Annotated in this window: 17 protein-coding genes; 6 read left to right on the top strand and 11 right to left on the bottom strand. The window is 63.6% G+C overall.

The window, feature by feature from the left end:
* Positions 1 to 158 precede the first annotated feature (158 nt).
* On the bottom strand, positions 159 to 983 hold the full coding sequence (locus DFR48_RS10745; RefSeq protein ID WP_114363145.1) for a cell envelope integrity EipB family protein: 825 nt from the start codon (positions 981 to 983) through the stop codon (positions 159 to 161).
* A gap of 120 nt (positions 984 to 1,103) precedes the next feature.
* Here DFR48_RS10745 and DFR48_RS10740 point away from each other — a divergent pair, with 120 nt between their 5' ends.
* The 4 genes from DFR48_RS10740 to DFR48_RS10725 all read left to right on the top strand — a co-directional run bounded on the left by DFR48_RS10740 (position 1,104) and on the right by DFR48_RS10725 (position 3,993).
* On the top strand, positions 1,104 to 1,571 hold the full coding sequence (locus DFR48_RS10740) for a RidA family protein (RefSeq protein WP_114363144.1): 468 nt from the start codon (positions 1,104 to 1,106) through the stop codon (positions 1,569 to 1,571).
* A complete protein-coding gene (locus tag DFR48_RS10735) occupies positions 1,568 to 2,302 on the top strand; it encodes a glycerophosphodiester phosphodiesterase (protein ID WP_114363143.1) in 735 nt (244 codons plus the stop codon). Before DFR48_RS10740 ends, DFR48_RS10735 begins: the two co-directional genes overlap by 4 nt.
* 10 nt (positions 2,303 to 2,312) lie before the next feature.
* The gene (locus DFR48_RS10730) at positions 2,313 to 3,506 is read left to right on the top strand and encodes a GNAT family N-acetyltransferase (protein WP_114363142.1); all 1,194 of its coding nucleotides are present in this window, start codon (positions 2,313 to 2,315) and stop codon (positions 3,504 to 3,506) included.
* 61 nt (positions 3,507 to 3,567) lie between these two features.
* Positions 3,568 to 3,993: an HIT family protein gene (locus tag DFR48_RS10725; protein ID WP_114363141.1), complete on the top strand. Its 426-nt coding sequence runs from the start codon at positions 3,568 to 3,570 to the stop codon at positions 3,991 to 3,993.
* A gap of 38 nt (positions 3,994 to 4,031) precedes the next feature.
* Here the strand turns inward: DFR48_RS10725 and DFR48_RS10720 are convergent, their stop codons facing one another.
* On the bottom strand, positions 4,032 to 4,514 hold the full coding sequence (locus DFR48_RS10720) for a hypothetical protein (protein WP_147273528.1): 483 nt from the start codon (positions 4,512 to 4,514) through the stop codon (positions 4,032 to 4,034).
* 15 nt (positions 4,515 to 4,529) lie between these two features.
* Complete coding sequence (locus DFR48_RS10715; protein WP_114363139.1) at positions 4,530 to 5,396, bottom strand: urea carboxylase-associated family protein; 867 nt, start codon at positions 5,394 to 5,396, stop codon at positions 4,530 to 4,532.
* A gap of 115 nt (positions 5,397 to 5,511) precedes the next feature.
* Here DFR48_RS10715 and DFR48_RS10710 point away from each other — a divergent pair, with 115 nt between their 5' ends.
* Complete coding sequence (locus DFR48_RS10710) at positions 5,512 to 6,393, top strand: LysR family transcriptional regulator (protein WP_114363138.1); 882 nt, start codon at positions 5,512 to 5,514, stop codon at positions 6,391 to 6,393.
* A 3-nt stretch (positions 6,394 to 6,396) separates the two neighbouring features.
* Here DFR48_RS10710 and DFR48_RS10705 read toward each other — a convergent pair whose 3' ends face one another.
* From DFR48_RS10705 to cysE, 8 genes are all read right to left on the bottom strand, one after another.
* On the bottom strand, positions 6,397 to 6,726 hold the full coding sequence (locus tag DFR48_RS10705; protein WP_114363137.1) for an AzlD domain-containing protein: 330 nt from the start codon (positions 6,724 to 6,726) through the stop codon (positions 6,397 to 6,399).
* Positions 6,723 to 7,475: an AzlC family ABC transporter permease gene (locus tag DFR48_RS10700; RefSeq protein WP_114363136.1), complete on the bottom strand. Its 753-nt coding sequence runs from the start codon at positions 7,473 to 7,475 to the stop codon at positions 6,723 to 6,725. The genes DFR48_RS10705 and DFR48_RS10700 overlap by 4 nt, the downstream gene beginning before the upstream one ends.
* 118 nt (positions 7,476 to 7,593) lie before the next feature.
* Positions 7,594 to 7,989: a nuclear transport factor 2 family protein gene (locus DFR48_RS10695; RefSeq protein ID WP_114363301.1), complete on the bottom strand. Its 396-nt coding sequence runs from the start codon at positions 7,987 to 7,989 to the stop codon at positions 7,594 to 7,596.
* A gap of 137 nt (positions 7,990 to 8,126) precedes the next feature.
* Positions 8,127 to 10,586, bottom strand: coding sequence for an ATP-dependent Clp protease ATP-binding subunit ClpA (gene clpA / locus DFR48_RS10690; RefSeq protein WP_114363135.1), 2,460 nt, complete (start codon positions 10,584 to 10,586; stop codon positions 8,127 to 8,129).
* Between the two features lie 9 nt (positions 10,587 to 10,595).
* Entirely contained in the window at positions 10,596 to 10,943 is a 348-nt protein-coding gene (gene clpS, locus DFR48_RS10685) for an ATP-dependent Clp protease adapter ClpS (protein ID WP_114363134.1), read from the bottom strand.
* 245 nt (positions 10,944 to 11,188) lie between these two features.
* Positions 11,189 to 11,548 (bottom strand): phasin family protein, encoded by a 360-nt coding sequence (locus tag DFR48_RS10680; protein WP_114363300.1) that lies wholly within the window; start codon positions 11,546 to 11,548, stop codon positions 11,189 to 11,191.
* A gap of 191 nt (positions 11,549 to 11,739) precedes the next feature.
* Entirely contained in the window at positions 11,740 to 11,943 is a 204-nt protein-coding gene (locus DFR48_RS10675) for a DUF3126 family protein (protein ID WP_112689780.1), read from the bottom strand.
* 144 nt (positions 11,944 to 12,087) lie between these two features.
* On the bottom strand, positions 12,088 to 12,912 hold the full coding sequence (gene cysE / locus DFR48_RS10670; RefSeq protein WP_112689781.1) for a serine O-acetyltransferase: 825 nt from the start codon (positions 12,910 to 12,912) through the stop codon (positions 12,088 to 12,090).
* Positions 12,913 to 12,985: 73 nt separating this feature from the next.
* On the opposite strand from cysE, the gene DFR48_RS10665 reads away from it, so the two are divergent.
* A complete protein-coding gene (locus DFR48_RS10665; RefSeq protein ID WP_114363133.1) occupies positions 12,986 to 13,789 on the top strand; it encodes an enoyl-CoA hydratase-related protein in 804 nt (267 codons plus the stop codon).
* Positions 13,790 to 13,797 lie beyond the last annotated feature (8 nt).

The following is a 13,797-nucleotide window of genomic DNA, read 5'->3' as shown; positions in this document are numbered from 1 at the left end:
ACAGCACCCTCTTCGAGAATGCCACCGGCGGAAACGTCCGGATTTCTCCCGGACAATCCCATGCCTTACGTGTGGAATGCCGCTCGCCATATAGCGACTTCGTCAGGAAATCAAGGCTTTTGTCGGCAAAGATCATTCCGGGATACGGTTCCGGAAGACTATTTGCAGCCGCGGTCCTCAAGCATCTCCAGTTTCGAAAGATGACCGCTCAGGATGAAGTCGCCGTAGTCGAGGGTCAGGTCGCGGGTGACGCCGTTCTCGTAAAGCTTGAAGGACTGGGTGTAGACCGGCAACTGGTCTCCGGCCGTCTTGTCGTCATAGTAGGCGATCGAGACCGGCCAGTACTTCGCCGGGGCCATTGCGCCGGCCTTTCCGGCGTCCGGTTCGTCCTTGCCCGGCTCGGTCGGATGGCCGACGATGGTCGTCGTCAGGTAGCTGCGGTCGCCGTCCTCCGACCCGTCGAAGATGCGTGCCTCGAAGAAGGTCTCGCCTTTCCTCGCCCTGTCGATGACTTCCAGCATGTGCTCGGCGGGGAAGCGGCTGTCGACCAGTTCCACGGCGCGCTTCGCGGGCCCCTCGATTTCGATCTTGACCCGGCCGTTATCGTCGGCGGCCTTGCCCTTGACGTCCTTGTCGAGCTGGTCGTCGGTGAACGACTTCGTCTCGAACCGGAACTTGCCGTTGGCGATGTCCTCGAAGGTGCGGCTCTGCTGGTCGGTTACGCGCACCTGCTCACCCGTGTCGATTCGGGTCACGAAGCGGAAGTTGGTCGTGTAACCCTTGCACTCCGATCCGTCGAATTCGTAGACCATGCGGCCGCGTATTGCCTCGATGCCGGCCCGTTCGGAGGCTTCCTTCAGCTCGACGTCGTAGATGGCCCTGTGCGGCGCCAGACGGCCGGCGGCAGCTTCCGCCCCGCTCGCCGCCCAGCCGGTGGCTCCGAGGGTGGCCAGAGCGGCAACCGCATAGCTCGAGCGAAACATTCAATACCTCCTGTTGGACTGGCCGGCGATGATATAAGAACTGTCCCGGCGAAAGCGAGGCACGCCTTCGTGTAATGCAAGATTCTTTTTCAATGTTTACAACAAAACCGGGAAACTAGAATGTCCGAGACAATCGACAATCGTCTGGAAGCCATGGGTATCCGCCTTCCGGTCGCCGCCGCACCGGCTGCGAACTATGTTCCGTACGTCATCAGCGGCAACCTGCTTTACCTTTCCGGCCAGCTTCCGATGGAAGACGGCAAGATCGCGGTGACCGGCCTGGCCGGCGCTGACGTCGATCTCGCGGCCGCCCAGCGGGCCGCGGAACTCTGCGCCATCAACATTCTTGCACAGGCGAAGGCGGCGCTCGGCGACCTCGGCCGCATCGCCCGCGTCATCAAGCTCAACGGCTTCGTCGCCTCGGCGCCCGGCTTTACCGAGCAGCATCTCGTCATCAACGGTGCCTCGAACCTCATCGCCAACGTCCTCGGCGACGCCGGCAAGCACGCCCGTGCCGCCGTCGGAATGGCCGCCCTGCCGCTCAATGCCGCCGTCGAGATCGACGCGATCCTGGAGATCGGCCAGTGACCGACGCCAACTGGATCAAGGACCTGCCGGTCGCCCATCGCGGTTTCCACGACATGAACAAGGCCGTATGGGAGAACACCCTTTCAGCCTTCCAGCGGGCGATCGATGCAGGCTTCGCGATCGAATGCGACGTGCAGCTTTCGGCCGACAGCGTGCCGGTGGTGTTCCACGACCACGACCTGCAGCGGCTGTGCGGCATTGCCGGTGATGTGCGCGAGCGCACCGCGGCCGAGCTCGGCCTGCTGTCCGTCGGCGGCACCGCCGATCGCATTCCGACGCTTCGGCAGATGCTGGCGCTCGTCAAGGGCCGCGTTCCGCTGGTGATCGAGCTCAAGGGCACCAGCGCCGAGGAGGACGACGGTTTTGCCGTGACCGTGCTCGACGTGCTCGAGGGCTACGAAGGCAAGGTCGCGCTGATGAGCTTCGACCACTGGCTGCTGAAGGACCTGAAAGCGCTCGATTGCCCCTACCCCGTCGGACTGACGGCCGAAGGCGCCAAGCCCGAAACCTTCTTCGCCCACGACGAAGCGATGCAGCTCGGGCTCGATTTCATCTCCTACTGCGCCGCCCATCTGCCGAACAGCTTCGTCACCGCCCAGCGCGAACGCGGCATTCCGGTCATTACCTGGACGGTCAGGGATGAAATCATGCGACAGCATACCTATAAATATGCGGAGCAGATGACCTTCGAGGGGTTCGATCCCCGGGAGACGACGGTCGCGACCGCCTGACGGGAGCAGCATGAAGCAAGAGGTATCCATCCGGATCGAACGGTCCCTTGCAGCGATCCGGCCCGAACTTTGGGCCACGCTCGAGGGTGCGGGTCGCGACAAGGCCGGCGGGGGCTACAACCCCTTCAACTCGCATGGATTCCTCTCCGCGCTCGAGGAGTCGGGATCGGCGACCGCCGAGACCGGCTGGCTCGGGCATCATCTTCTGCTGGAAGACGCCGCCGGAATCCTGATCGGCGCCGTCCCCTGCTATCTCAAGAGCCACAGCCGCGGCGAATACGTCTTCGATCACGGCTGGGCCGACGCCTACGAGCGCGCCGGCGGGCGCTATTATCCCAAGCTGCAGGTCACCATTCCCTTCACCCCCGCGACGGGGCCGCGGCTGATGGTTGCACGAGGCCGGCATCAGGCCGAGGTCCGCGCGCTCCTCGCCGGAGGCTTGCGCGAGGTCACCGAAAGGCTCGGAGCCTCCTCCGCCCACGTCACCTTCCTGCCTGAAGACGAGCTCGCCGCCTTCGAGGGACGGGGCTATCTTCACCGCACCGACCAGCAGTTCCATTTCCTGAACGCCGGCTACAGGGACCACGACGATTTCCTCGACACGCTCGCGTCTCGCAAGCGCAAGGCGCTGAAGAAGGAGCGCCGCGCCGCGCTCGAAAACGGCATCACGATCGACTGGCTCACCGGCTCAGATCTCACCGAGGCCGTCTGGGACCAGTTCTTCGCCTTCTACATGGATACCGGCAGCCGCAAGTGGGGGCGTCCCTATCTCACACGGGACTTCTACTCGCTGATCGGAGAACGGATGGCCGACGACATCCTGCTGGTGATGGCCAAGCGCGGCGGGCGCTACATCGCCGGTGCGATCAACTTCATCGGCAGCGACACGCTCTTCGGCCGCCACTGGGGCTGCATCGAGGAGCATCCCTTCCTGCACTTCGAGGTCTGCTATCATCAGGCGATCGATTTCGCCCTGGCCAAGGGGCTCCAGAAGGTCGAGGCCGGCGCACAGGGCGAGCACAAGCTCGCCCGCGGATATCAGCCGGTGACCACCCACTCCGCCCATTTCATCGCCCATGCCGGCCTCAGACGTGCCGTCGCCGACTATCTCGAACACGAGCGCCGCGAGGTCGAACAGATCGGCGAGTATCTCGGCGAACACACCCCGTTCAGGAAGGGCGAGCGCCAGTGCCGCGAAGACTGACGGGTGCTTGATCGCGCCCCCTCGGTCGCGTTAGGTACGCAGCGAAACGAGGAGCCCCAAGATGACCAGCCCGGCCTACGACCCCAACAACATCTTCGCCAAGATCCTGCGCAACGAAATTCCCTCGGTTCGTCTCTACGAGGACGAGCATACGCTCGCCTTCATGGACGTGATGCCGCAGTCGCCGGGCCATCTGCTGGTCATTCCCAAGGAAGGATCGCGCAACCTGCTCGACGCCGACCCGGCGGTTCTCGCCCGCACGATGCCGGTCGTCCAGAAGCTCGCGGTTGCCGCCAAAGAGGCGCTCGACGCTGACGGCGTTCTCGTCACCCAGTTCAACGAGCCCACTGCCGGCCAGACGGTCTTCCACCTGCACTTTCACGTCATTCCCCGCTACGAGGGCGTGCCGCTCCGGCCGCATTCCGGTCAGATGGAAGACATCGAGGTGCTGAAGGCGCACGCAGACAAGATCAAGGCGGCGCTGTAAAGCGACCTTGGCACCGATCCGTACCGGTCGCTACGTTGCTACTGCATCCGCCCCAAGCGGATATACGCACGACCCATAAACTCAATCTTGGCAATCGCCGCATCTGGACCGGTGACGCATTTGCGAGGGACGAAGCCTTGTGGCAACGTCCCCCGCGACAGTTTCGAGGCTTGATGAAGCGCGAGGATGTCGAGCTTGTCCGAGCGTGGTAGCTTGACGACATCGAATTCATTGTCACCGACCAAAACAAACGCAAAATACGCTTCGTTTGCCCCGAATCCTTGATCTGCAAGATACTCGTTCACCTGATCCGCCAGAGGATCTCGTAGAGCCAAACTGTCCTGGTATGGCTGAACCATACAGATCGTTCTTCCGGCAAATTGCGAGAGATCCTCGAATCTGACCGATGAACCAACGGGGATTGCTAAAAGAGCGTTTTCCAATTTCCCCGCTTCACCGGAAGGAGGCGAGCAGGAAATGCAGGCAACCGACAGCAGCAACGTGACGATACTCTTCCGCATTCCGTCTGCTCCCGTCTATTCCGGATTGCGATAGCCGCTCCTCTCCGGGAACGGCCAATCTTTCAAAAGCGCCATGTCCGGCCGGAAAATCTCGACCTTCAGCGGATAGCACGCGGCAGCATCGCTCGAATGGGTGGCGCTGCAATCGCCGCCGGGGCAGGCCGAAAGCGCGCCGATGAGGTCGATCTCGGCGAAGAACTCGATGTAGTCGCCGGGACGCACCGGGCTCGCCTTCATGAAATACTGGTGCGTGTCCCTCGTAAAGCCGGTGCACATGAAGACGTTGAGCACGTCATGGACGTGCGGTTCGGCCTCGCGGAAGGCGAGCCCCTTCGCCCCGGCGAGCGCGCGTGTCAGGTTGGAATGGCAGCAGTGGTGATAGTCGCCGCCGGAAAGCAGCCGGTTGGTATAGGGATCGCAGCGCGTGCCGATGACATCGTGCAGGCCCGCCCCGTCGTCATCCCACCCGTACCAGGCGAGCGTATCATGGGTGATCGTCGCCATCGGCCGCAGATGCGGCAGCGAGCTCCAGAGCCGGTCGCCGACCGAGACATGGGTCGCATGCAGCGCCCGGGTCTTGCCGCTGAAGAAGCGCTCGGAAAGGTCCGCGGCATTCCAGAGGTTGAGGTCGCCGACCTGCGGCCCCTCGACGCTGACGACGCGGAAGAAATGCCCCTTCGGCGCCTCGAACGCTCCGCCCTCGCGCGGCGAAACGATAATTTCGTCGATCTTTTCGAGTGTTGCGCGCGCTTCTTGAAGTCGTGTCATGTCCGGAGCCGGCAGCGTTCCGTTGGGGTAGACGACGACGGGGCGACGGGCGCGTCGCTCGGCGGCGTCGACGGGAACCTGAATGGGGGCCTGGATGGCGGACTTGGCGGTCATGAACGATCCTGCACTCTCAAGGGCAAACAACAGGACGGACACTGCACGCCGGCAAGGCGGCTGGCAAGACGGCATCTCCTTGCCATAAGGGTAAGTGTCACTTATCCTTGTTCCCATGAAGCTCCCGCCCCTGCCAGGCCTCCGCGCCTTCGAAGCCGCCGCTCGCCGTGAGAATTTCCGCCAGGCGGCAACCGAACTCGGCATGACACCGGCCGCCGTCAGCCAGCACGTGCGCAGCCTCGAAGATTGGCTCGGCGTAAGGCTCTTCGAGCGCAGCGCCCGCGGCGTGCAGCTGACACCCGCCGGACGAGAGTTCGGCGATGCCGTGTCCGCGGGCCTCGCCGGCATCGCCGCTGCCGCCGAACGGCTCTCCGCCGGTGCAAGGCGCCGCACGGTCAGGCTCGCCTGCCTTCCTTCGGTCGTCACTCATTGGCTGGCGCCGCGGCTGCCCCGTTTCCGCGCCGCGCATCCCGACATACAGGTTGCGATCTCCTATGCGGCCGGGGCAAAGACGGCGGCCGAGGCGGCGGCCGATCTGTTGATCCAGCACGGCACTCGTCCGGATGCCGGGGCCTTGCCGATCCTCTCCGGTGCCACGCGGCCGACCTGCGCCCCGTCCTATCTCAATCGCAACGGTCCGATCCGCGATCCTCGCGAACTGCTCGCTGCGGACCTTCTCCATGATGAAAGTCCCGCGGCCTGGCGACGGTGGTTTTCCGAAGGAAGTCTCGAAAGCCCGCGCGAGAGCGGACCGATCTTCGCCGATTTCAACCTGCTCCTGAGTTCGCTGACCGCAGGGCTCGGCGTCGCCCTCTGCCCGACCGCACTGATTGCGGACGAACTGTCGCGGGGGGAACTAAAGGTCCTCTTCGACCGGCCGACGGATATCGAAAAGGCCTACTGGTTGACGGAAGCGACGAACCTCTCGCCGGAGGCGGTGCTGATGAGAGACTGGCTGCTGGCGGAGGCGACCGACGCAGCCCCTTCCGGTCCCTGAACCTCAGACGAAGACGAGACCGAGCGCCAGGAGCGCCACGGAGACCACGACGCCGACGATGACCCGCTGCCCGGCGGCGAGGAAGGCGGCAAAGCCGAGCGCTGCAGCGGCGAGACGCAGCCAGAGCGGCGTGGCTTCGAGACTGCCGGTCGGGAAGACGATCAGCTTGGAGGTCACCGCCATGACAAGCGATGTGGCGACCGCCCTCACCCATTTCAGTGCCTCGGAATCCTCGTTCATCCGGTTGCCGGCAATCACGCCGAGCCAGCGCCAGACATCCGTTGCCAGCCAGCCCGCCACGAGGATCACGGCATAGATCGTGTAGTCGTTCATCGGCTCTCTCCCTCTCGACGCTTCCGCCGGCCGGAAAGCACCAGCCGGTCGACGAGATAGGCCAGCGTTCCGCCACCGAGGCCGGCGATCAGTACGTCCAGTCCCGGCACAACCATCGACAACAGCGGCCCGCCGACGACGCCGATGAGGAACGCCAGGCGAAGGACGGGTTGGCGCGATGTCGCCCAGATCGAGGCGACGAAGTAGACCGGCGTGAGGAAGAACAGCAGCCCGGCCACCAGCGGCGGAAAAGTCTCGACGAGGCCGTAGCAGATGCCGACGAGAAGCGTGTTCGTAAGCGTCAGGGTGATCGCGAAGCCGGCAAAGTAGACGGTTCGATGCTCGCGCGGAACCTTGCCGATGTTCTGGGTGGTGAAGACCCACGCCGTGATCGCGATGAAATGCGAAAGGAAGAGTAGCAACCAGACGGGCGTGCGCGGCGTGCGGATTTCCGGGACGAGCGAGGCCACCATCGGCATCATGCGGATCGAGGAGAGCGAAACGGCGACGATGATCGCCAGGATGTGCGCGCCGCTCGCCAGCATTCCCGTCAGGATCATCTTGGCGGGAAGCGCCCAGACCATCAGCGTCATGAACATGGCCGCACCACGCGAGATCCCGGCCTCCAGCGCGAAGGCGGCGAAACCGACGAAGGAGGTCATGAGGATCAGGGCCGGCAGGCTGAAGATGCCGCTTGCACCACGCCGGAACCAGCGAAATGACTCGGGATCGGCTCTCAATAGGGACATCGACGATTCCGCGGAAGACGGGAGGGACCGGCGCTCCGATCCGAAGAAAAGGCTCGCGGCAAGCTATACCGGCGATTCCCGGAGCGAGACAGCGGTTTTCCGCAACCCCGCCATCACCTCAGCGCATGCCGTCCGGTCCGCCGCTCACGGAGATCATCAACCAGCCGCGGCCGCGACGCTTGTAGACCTCCGTCCAGCGCCCCGCGATCATCTGCGATCCGCCGCCGGCAGCCTCGACGTCCGCCTCGTAGCGATAGTGCACGACGCCGACCTCGTGGTCGAAGACCGTAACTTCGAGCGGCTGCAGCCGGTAGCGGAGAATGCGCGGCGAGTCGGGTCCGACCGACGCCACGGCGGCCTCAAAGTCGTGCGGCTTGTCGAGACCGGTTACCCAGCCGGAGTAATCGGGATGAAGGAGTTTTCGAACCGGGGCCGTCTCGCGACGGCGGGCGATCTCCCAGAGCATCTGGACGTGCTCCCAGAGCAGCTGCTCCTCATCTCCAAGACGAGGCATTCCGCCGCTCTCATGCTCCATCCCTCGGTTCCCCCGATCACCGTCGGCGGCGCCGACACGGAAACCCTCGCAGCTCGGCCGCGAGGGGTCAATTCACCTCTTTGTATGGCAGAAGATCACCATCCGAAGACCAACCGCTATTTCTTCTTCGGCACCTTGGGAACCGAGGCTCGCTTCTTCGGCGCAGCCGGAGCCTCTCCCGGCCCTTCGACCTTCTCTGCCGTGGCCTTCGCCTTGCGCGCGGTCTTGGCTTCTCCGGCAAGCGCTTCGGCTTCCGCCTTCGGCTTCACGGGCGCGACATCCGGCACCGCCTCGAGATCCAGCACCTCGGCGCCGGTCTCGTCCTTCTTGACCCCGACCTTGACGACGCCGCCCTTCTTCAGCTTGCCGAAGAGGATCTCGTTGGCGAGCGGCTTCTTGATGTGCTCCTGGATGACGCGCGCCAGCGGACGGGCGCCCATCTTCTCGTCGTAGCCGCGGGTGGCGAGCCAGGCGATCGCTTCCGGCGCGAGGTCGAAGGTGACGTTGCGCTCGGAGAGCTGCGCCTCGAGCTGCATCACGAACTTCTGCACCACCTGGTGGATAACCTCGGTCGGCAGCGGGGCGAACTGGATCGTCGCATCGAGACGGTTGCGGAATTCCGGGGTGAAGAGGCGGTTGAGTGCTTCCTCTTCCTCGCCCGTCCGCTTCGATGAGCCGAAACCGATCGCCGCCTTCGCGCCCTCGGTCGCACCGGCATTGGTCGTCATGATCAGGATGACGTTGCGGAAATCGATCTTCTTGCCGTTGTGGTCGGTCAGCGAACCGTGGTCCATCACCTGCAGCAGGATGTTGTAGATGTCCGGGTGTGCCTTCTCGATCTCGTCGAGCAGGACCACCGAGTGCGGATGCTGGTCGACGCCGTCAGTCAGCAGACCGCCCTGGTCGAAGCCGACATAGCCGGGAGGTGCCCCGAGCAGCCTCGAGACGGTGTGGCGTTCCATGTATTCCGACATGTCGAAACGCAACAACTCGACGCCGAGCGAGGCGGCAAGCTGCTTTGCGACTTCGGTCTTGCCCACACCCGTCGGCCCGGAGAAGACGTAGCAGCCGATCGGCTTGTTCGGTTCGCGCAGGCCGGCGCGGGCAAGCTTGATGGAGGTCGAAAGCGCCTCGATCGCCTTGTCCTGACCGTAGACCACCGAACGCAGTTCCTTCTCGAGATTGGCGAGCACCATCTCGTCGTCCTTGGAGACGGTCTTCGGAGGGATGCGCGCCATCGTCGCGATGGTCGCCTCGATCTCCCGCTCGGTGATCAGCTTGCGCCGCTTGGAGGCGGGCAGCAGCATCTGTGCGGCGCCCGTCTCGTCGATCACGTCGATCGCCTTGTCGGGCAGCTTGCGGTCCGAGATATAGCGCGCCGAAAGCTCGACGGCCGCCTTGATCGCCTCGTTCGTATAGCGGAGCTTGTGGTAGTCCTCGAAATAGGGTTTCAGGCCCTTCATGATCTCGATCGCATCGTCGATCGAAGGCTCGTTGACGTCGATCTTCTGGAAGCGACGGACGAGCGCCCGGTCCTTCTCGAAGAACTGGCGGTATTCCTTGTAGGTGGTCGAGCCGATGCAGCGGATCGCCCCCGAGGAAAGCGCCGGCTTCAGGAGGTTCGAAGCGTCCATGGCGCCGCCGGAGGTCGCGCCCGCACCGATCACGGTGTGGATTTCGTCGATGAAGAGCACGGCGCCCGGATAATCCTCGAGCTCCTTGACGACCTGCTTCAGGCGCTCCTCGAAATCGCCGCGATAGCGGGTGCCGGCGAGCAGCGTCCCCATGTCGAGCGAGAAGATCGTCGCGTCCTTCAACGCTTCGGGTACCTGGCCCTCGACGATACGCTTGGCGAGTCCCTCGGCGATCGCCGTCTTGCCGACGCCGGGATCACCGACATAGAGCGGGTTGTTCTTGGAACGACGGCAAAGCACCTGGATCGTGCGGTTGACCTCGTCGTTGCGGCCGATCAGGGGGTCGATACGCCCGGCACGCGCCTTTTCGTTGAGGTTGACGCAGTAGGCCTTGAGTGCCTCCTGCTTGCCCTTCGCTGCACCTTCTTCCTGGTCGCGCGCCTGCTTGGCTTCGGCTTCGCCCTCCTCGACACCGCGCGGCGGGCGCACCTGCGAAGCGCCCGGGCGCTTGCCGATGCCGTGGGAGATATAATTGACCGCATCGTAGCGGGTCATCTCCTGCTCCTGCAGGAAATAGGCCGCGTGACTCTCGCGCTCGGCGAAGATCGCCACCAGCACGTTCGCGCCGGTCACCTCTTCGCGACCGGACGACTGCACGTGGATGACCGCACGCTGGATGACGCGCTGGAACCCCGAGGTCGGCTTGGAATCCTCGTCGTATCCCGTCACCAGATTGGAAAGCTCGTTGTCCACGTAGTCGCCGACGGTCTTGCGCAGCACGTCGAGGTTGACGTTGCACGCCCCCATCACGGCTGCAGCGTCGGCGTCGTCGATCAGCGCGAGCAGAAGGTGTTCGAGCGTGGCATATTCGTGATGCCGCTCGTTCGCGTAGGTCAGTGCCTGGTGCAGCGCCTTTTCGAGGCTCGGAGAAAATGTTGGCACGTCAGATCCTCACTTCTTTTCCATCACACATTGCAGCGGGTGCTCGTGCTGCCGGGCGAAATCCATCACCTGGCTGACCTTGGTCTCGGCGACCTCGTAGGTGAAGACACCGCATTCCCCGACGCCATGATTGTGAACATGCAACATGATGCGCGTGGCCGCTTCCCTGTCCTTCTGGAAGAAGCGCTCCAGAATATGGATCACGAATTCCATCGGGGTGTAGTCGTCATTGAGCAGCAGCACGCGATACAGATTCGGCTTCTTGGTTTTCGGCTTCGTCCGCGTGATCACGGATGTGCCGCGACCGGCGTTGTCGCCGTCACTTTTCTGCTGCATGAAGACCGGCGTGGCGATCATGTTCTTCCATTCTCCAGTGGTTCGCCGGCCGGCTTGCGCCGCAGCGAACACTTAGCACATTAAGGTAGTTCGTAATTTGGTGATTTTAAGCCCCCCGCAAAGGAGTGCAAACAGATTTGCGTTATAACGGCCGCCGCCGTCGAGAAAAGCGGGGACAGGCCGTGAAAGGTAAACGCGCAAGGCCGGCTACGGGTCCCGTAGCCGGCCTTGATCTATTCGACGCGCGATGGCGCGACGGCTTCGTTTCAGGCTGCCGTTGCGGCCGGAACGCCGGCGGACTTCGATGCCTTCGCGACCGGGGCTTCGTAGGGCTTGTAGGCGCTCTTCGCCAGATCGGCATACATTTCCGCGAGCTTCGTCGCCTCGGAAACGAGGCCTTCGTAGGCCCCCTTCACGAAGTTCGTCTGCAGTTCGACCGCACCTTCGACGCTCTTCACGCCGGCCAGGCTTTCCATATGCGCAACCGCGTCCTGGAAGGACTTCTTCGAATATTCGGTAGCTTCCGTCGCGATGGCCTGAAAGCCCTTCGCGATCTCTGCGTAATTCTTCAGCATCGCGTCCATGGCTTCCTTGCCCTTCCTGTTCGCTTCATCGAAATTAAACATACGGCAGTGTCCCTTCTGCTTCATTTCGCTGCGAACGCACATAGCACATGCACAATTTTTGTCAATTGTTTTCCGCGATGCAATATCGCGCGCAGGTTGCATGCAGCGCCAAAAAGAAGGGCCGCCTGAAATACGGGCGACCCTGCATGCTGAAATGGCAGACATATATCAGAAAGCCTGCAACTAGAGGCTTAGAGATCGACGTCGAGGATGGCCATGGAGAAATTGTAGGAGAGATCACCGTCCTCGTCGTCGCGGAAAACCACGCCGAGAAACTCGTCACCGAGATAGACTTCCGCGGAGTCGTCCTTGCGGGGACGAGCCTTGACGACGATGGCCGGGTTGAACATCCGCTTGAAATAGGCGTCGAGCTTCTTGATTTCGTCGGGCTTCACTACAGTTCTCCATGGGGCGATTCAAGTTCGGGCGCTTGTCGCACGGCCGCTCGGATGATGTAAAGACGCGGCTGCGGACAAATGAACGCCGGCCAGAGCCCCTCGCCGTCCTCCGGCCACCGTTGCCAATGCGGTCGTTTGCGGTCACGCCTCCGAGGCGAGCATCTGGTCCATCGAGCGGGCCGGTTCGGCGCAGCCCGCCTCGCCCACCACGCGCGCCGGAACGCCGGCCACGGTCGAGCCCTTGGGAACCGGCTTCAAGACAACCGAACCCGCGGCCACGCGCGAGCAGCAACCGACCTCGATATTGCCGAGCACCTTCGCCCCCGCCCCGATCAGCACGCCGTCGCCGATCTTCGGGTGACGATCGCTCCCCTCCTTGCCGGTGCCGCCGAGGGTGACACCGTGCAGGATCGAGACATTGTCGCCGATCCGCGCCGTCTCCCCGACGACGAGGCCCGTGGCATGATCGAGAAAGATACCCTTGCCGATCCGCGCCGCCGGGTTGATGTCCGTCTGGAACACGCTGGAGGAGCGGCTCTGCAGATAGAGAGCGAAATCGCGCCGTCCACGGTTCCACAGCCAGTGTGCGAGACGGTGGGTCTGGATTGCATGGAATCCCTTGAAATAGAGCACGGGCTCCATGAAGCGCGTGCAGGCGGGGTCGCGGTCGTAGACCGCCTGGATGTCGACGCGCATGATCTGGCCCCATTCCGGCCAGTCACGCACCATCTCCTCGAAGGTCTGCCGCAGCAGGATCGCCTGCAGATCCGCATGATCGAGCCGTTCGCAGATCCGGTAGATGACGCAGTCTTCGAGCGAACGATGGTTGAGGACCGTCGAATAGAGGAAGGCCGCGAGCAGCGGGTCGTGCTCGGCCGCCGCGCGCGCCTCGTGGCGAAGCGTATCCCAGATCGGATCCATCGACTTGATGTGTTCGCCATGGAGGACTTCAGTCTTTGCGGCCATCGCCGGTCTCCTCTGTTCCATCGAGATTACATTATATAGGCTATCTGCGACGCAAACCAGATGGGCAGAAACGATGAAGCAAATCCGTGATTTCGCTGCCGGAAGAATACGCGCCGAGAGCCATGACGGCGTCGGCCTCCTCGTCATCGACAATCCGGAACGAAAAAATGCCGTCACGGCGGCCATGTGGCGGTCGATCCCCCACGCCGTTCACTGGCTGTGCGGCGAGGCCGGCGCCCGCGCAATCGTTCTGTCGGGAGCGGGCGGACGGGATTTCAGCGCCGGCGCGGATATCTCGGAGTTCCCCGTCGTGCGGAAGGATACGGCGACCGCCAGGCTCTATGAAGCCGACAACAGCTCCGCCTTCGCCGCCATACGGGCGGCACGCGTACCCGTCATCGCGGCCATCCGCGGCATCTGCTACGGCGGCGGCTTCGGGCTCGCCGCGGCATGTGACCTCCGGATTGCGGACGACACGGCGGCCTTCGCAGTCCCCGCGGCCCGCCTCGGCCTTGCCTATCCGGCCGACGCCGTCCAGGACTTCGCGCGCTCGCTCGGCGACCAGATGGCCCGCAGGGCGCTCTACACCGGCGCGGCGATGCGCGCCGCCGAACTGCTCGCCTGCGGTTTCCTGCTCAACATCACCACACCCGATACGCTGGACGACAAGGTCCTGACGCTCGCCGAAACGATCGCCACCAACGCCCCGCTTTCGGTGCAGGCGTCGAAGCTCGCGCTGCGCGCCGCCGCGGAAAAGGACGACGACCTTCTGCGGGAGGCGGAGGTCACCGGCGCCTCGACCTTCGAAAGTGCCGACTATGCGGAGGGCCGGCGCGCCTTCGCGGAAAAGCGCAAACCGGTCTTCACCGGCGAATGAGCACCGCG

Origin of the sequence: Ciceribacter lividus (assembly GCF_003337715.1) — a bacterium.
Lineage (GTDB): Bacteria > Pseudomonadota > Alphaproteobacteria > Rhizobiales > Rhizobiaceae > Allorhizobium > Allorhizobium lividum.
The sequence above is the reverse complement of the archived record's forward strand: the minus strand, read 5'-3'. Positions and strand labels throughout refer to the sequence as shown.

Excerpts from the sequence above, each read along its gene's own strand:
- DFR48_RS10745 (WP_114363145.1), bottom strand. The coding sequence starts at position 983 with ATGTTTCGCTCGAGCTATGCGGTTGCCGCTCTGGCCACCCTCGGAGCC.
- DFR48_RS10740 (WP_114363144.1), top strand. The coding sequence starts at position 1,104 with ATGTCCGAGACAATCGACAATCGTCTGGAAGCCATGGGTATCCGCCTT.
- DFR48_RS10730 (WP_114363142.1), top strand. The coding sequence starts at position 2,313 with ATGAAGCAAGAGGTATCCATCCGGATCGAACGGTCCCTTGCAGCGATC.
- DFR48_RS10725 (WP_114363141.1), top strand. The coding sequence starts at position 3,568 with ATGACCAGCCCGGCCTACGACCCCAACAACATCTTCGCCAAGATCCTG.
- DFR48_RS10720 (WP_147273528.1), bottom strand. The coding sequence starts at position 4,514 with ATGCGGAAGAGTATCGTCACGTTGCTGCTGTCGGTTGCCTGCATTTCC.
- DFR48_RS10715 (WP_114363139.1), bottom strand. The coding sequence starts at position 5,396 with ATGACCGCCAAGTCCGCCATCCAGGCCCCCATTCAGGTTCCCGTCGAC.
- DFR48_RS10710 (WP_114363138.1), top strand. The coding sequence starts at position 5,512 with ATGAAGCTCCCGCCCCTGCCAGGCCTCCGCGCCTTCGAAGCCGCCGCT.
- DFR48_RS10705 (WP_114363137.1), bottom strand. The coding sequence starts at position 6,726 with ATGAACGACTACACGATCTATGCCGTGATCCTCGTGGCGGGCTGGCTG.
- DFR48_RS10700 (WP_114363136.1), bottom strand. The coding sequence starts at position 7,475 with ATGTCCCTATTGAGAGCCGATCCCGAGTCATTTCGCTGGTTCCGGCGT.
- DFR48_RS10695 (WP_114363301.1), bottom strand. The coding sequence starts at position 7,989 with ATGCCTCGTCTTGGAGATGAGGAGCAGCTGCTCTGGGAGCACGTCCAG.
- clpS (WP_114363134.1), bottom strand. The coding sequence starts at position 10,943 with ATGATCGCCACGCCGGTCTTCATGCAGCAGAAAAGTGACGGCGACAAC.
- DFR48_RS10680 (WP_114363300.1), bottom strand. The coding sequence starts at position 11,548 with ATGTTTAATTTCGATGAAGCGAACAGGAAGGGCAAGGAAGCCATGGAC.
- cysE (WP_112689781.1), bottom strand. The coding sequence starts at position 12,912 with ATGGCCGCAAAGACTGAAGTCCTCCATGGCGAACACATCAAGTCGATG.
- DFR48_RS10665 (WP_114363133.1), top strand. The coding sequence starts at position 12,986 with ATGAAGCAAATCCGTGATTTCGCTGCCGGAAGAATACGCGCCGAGAGC.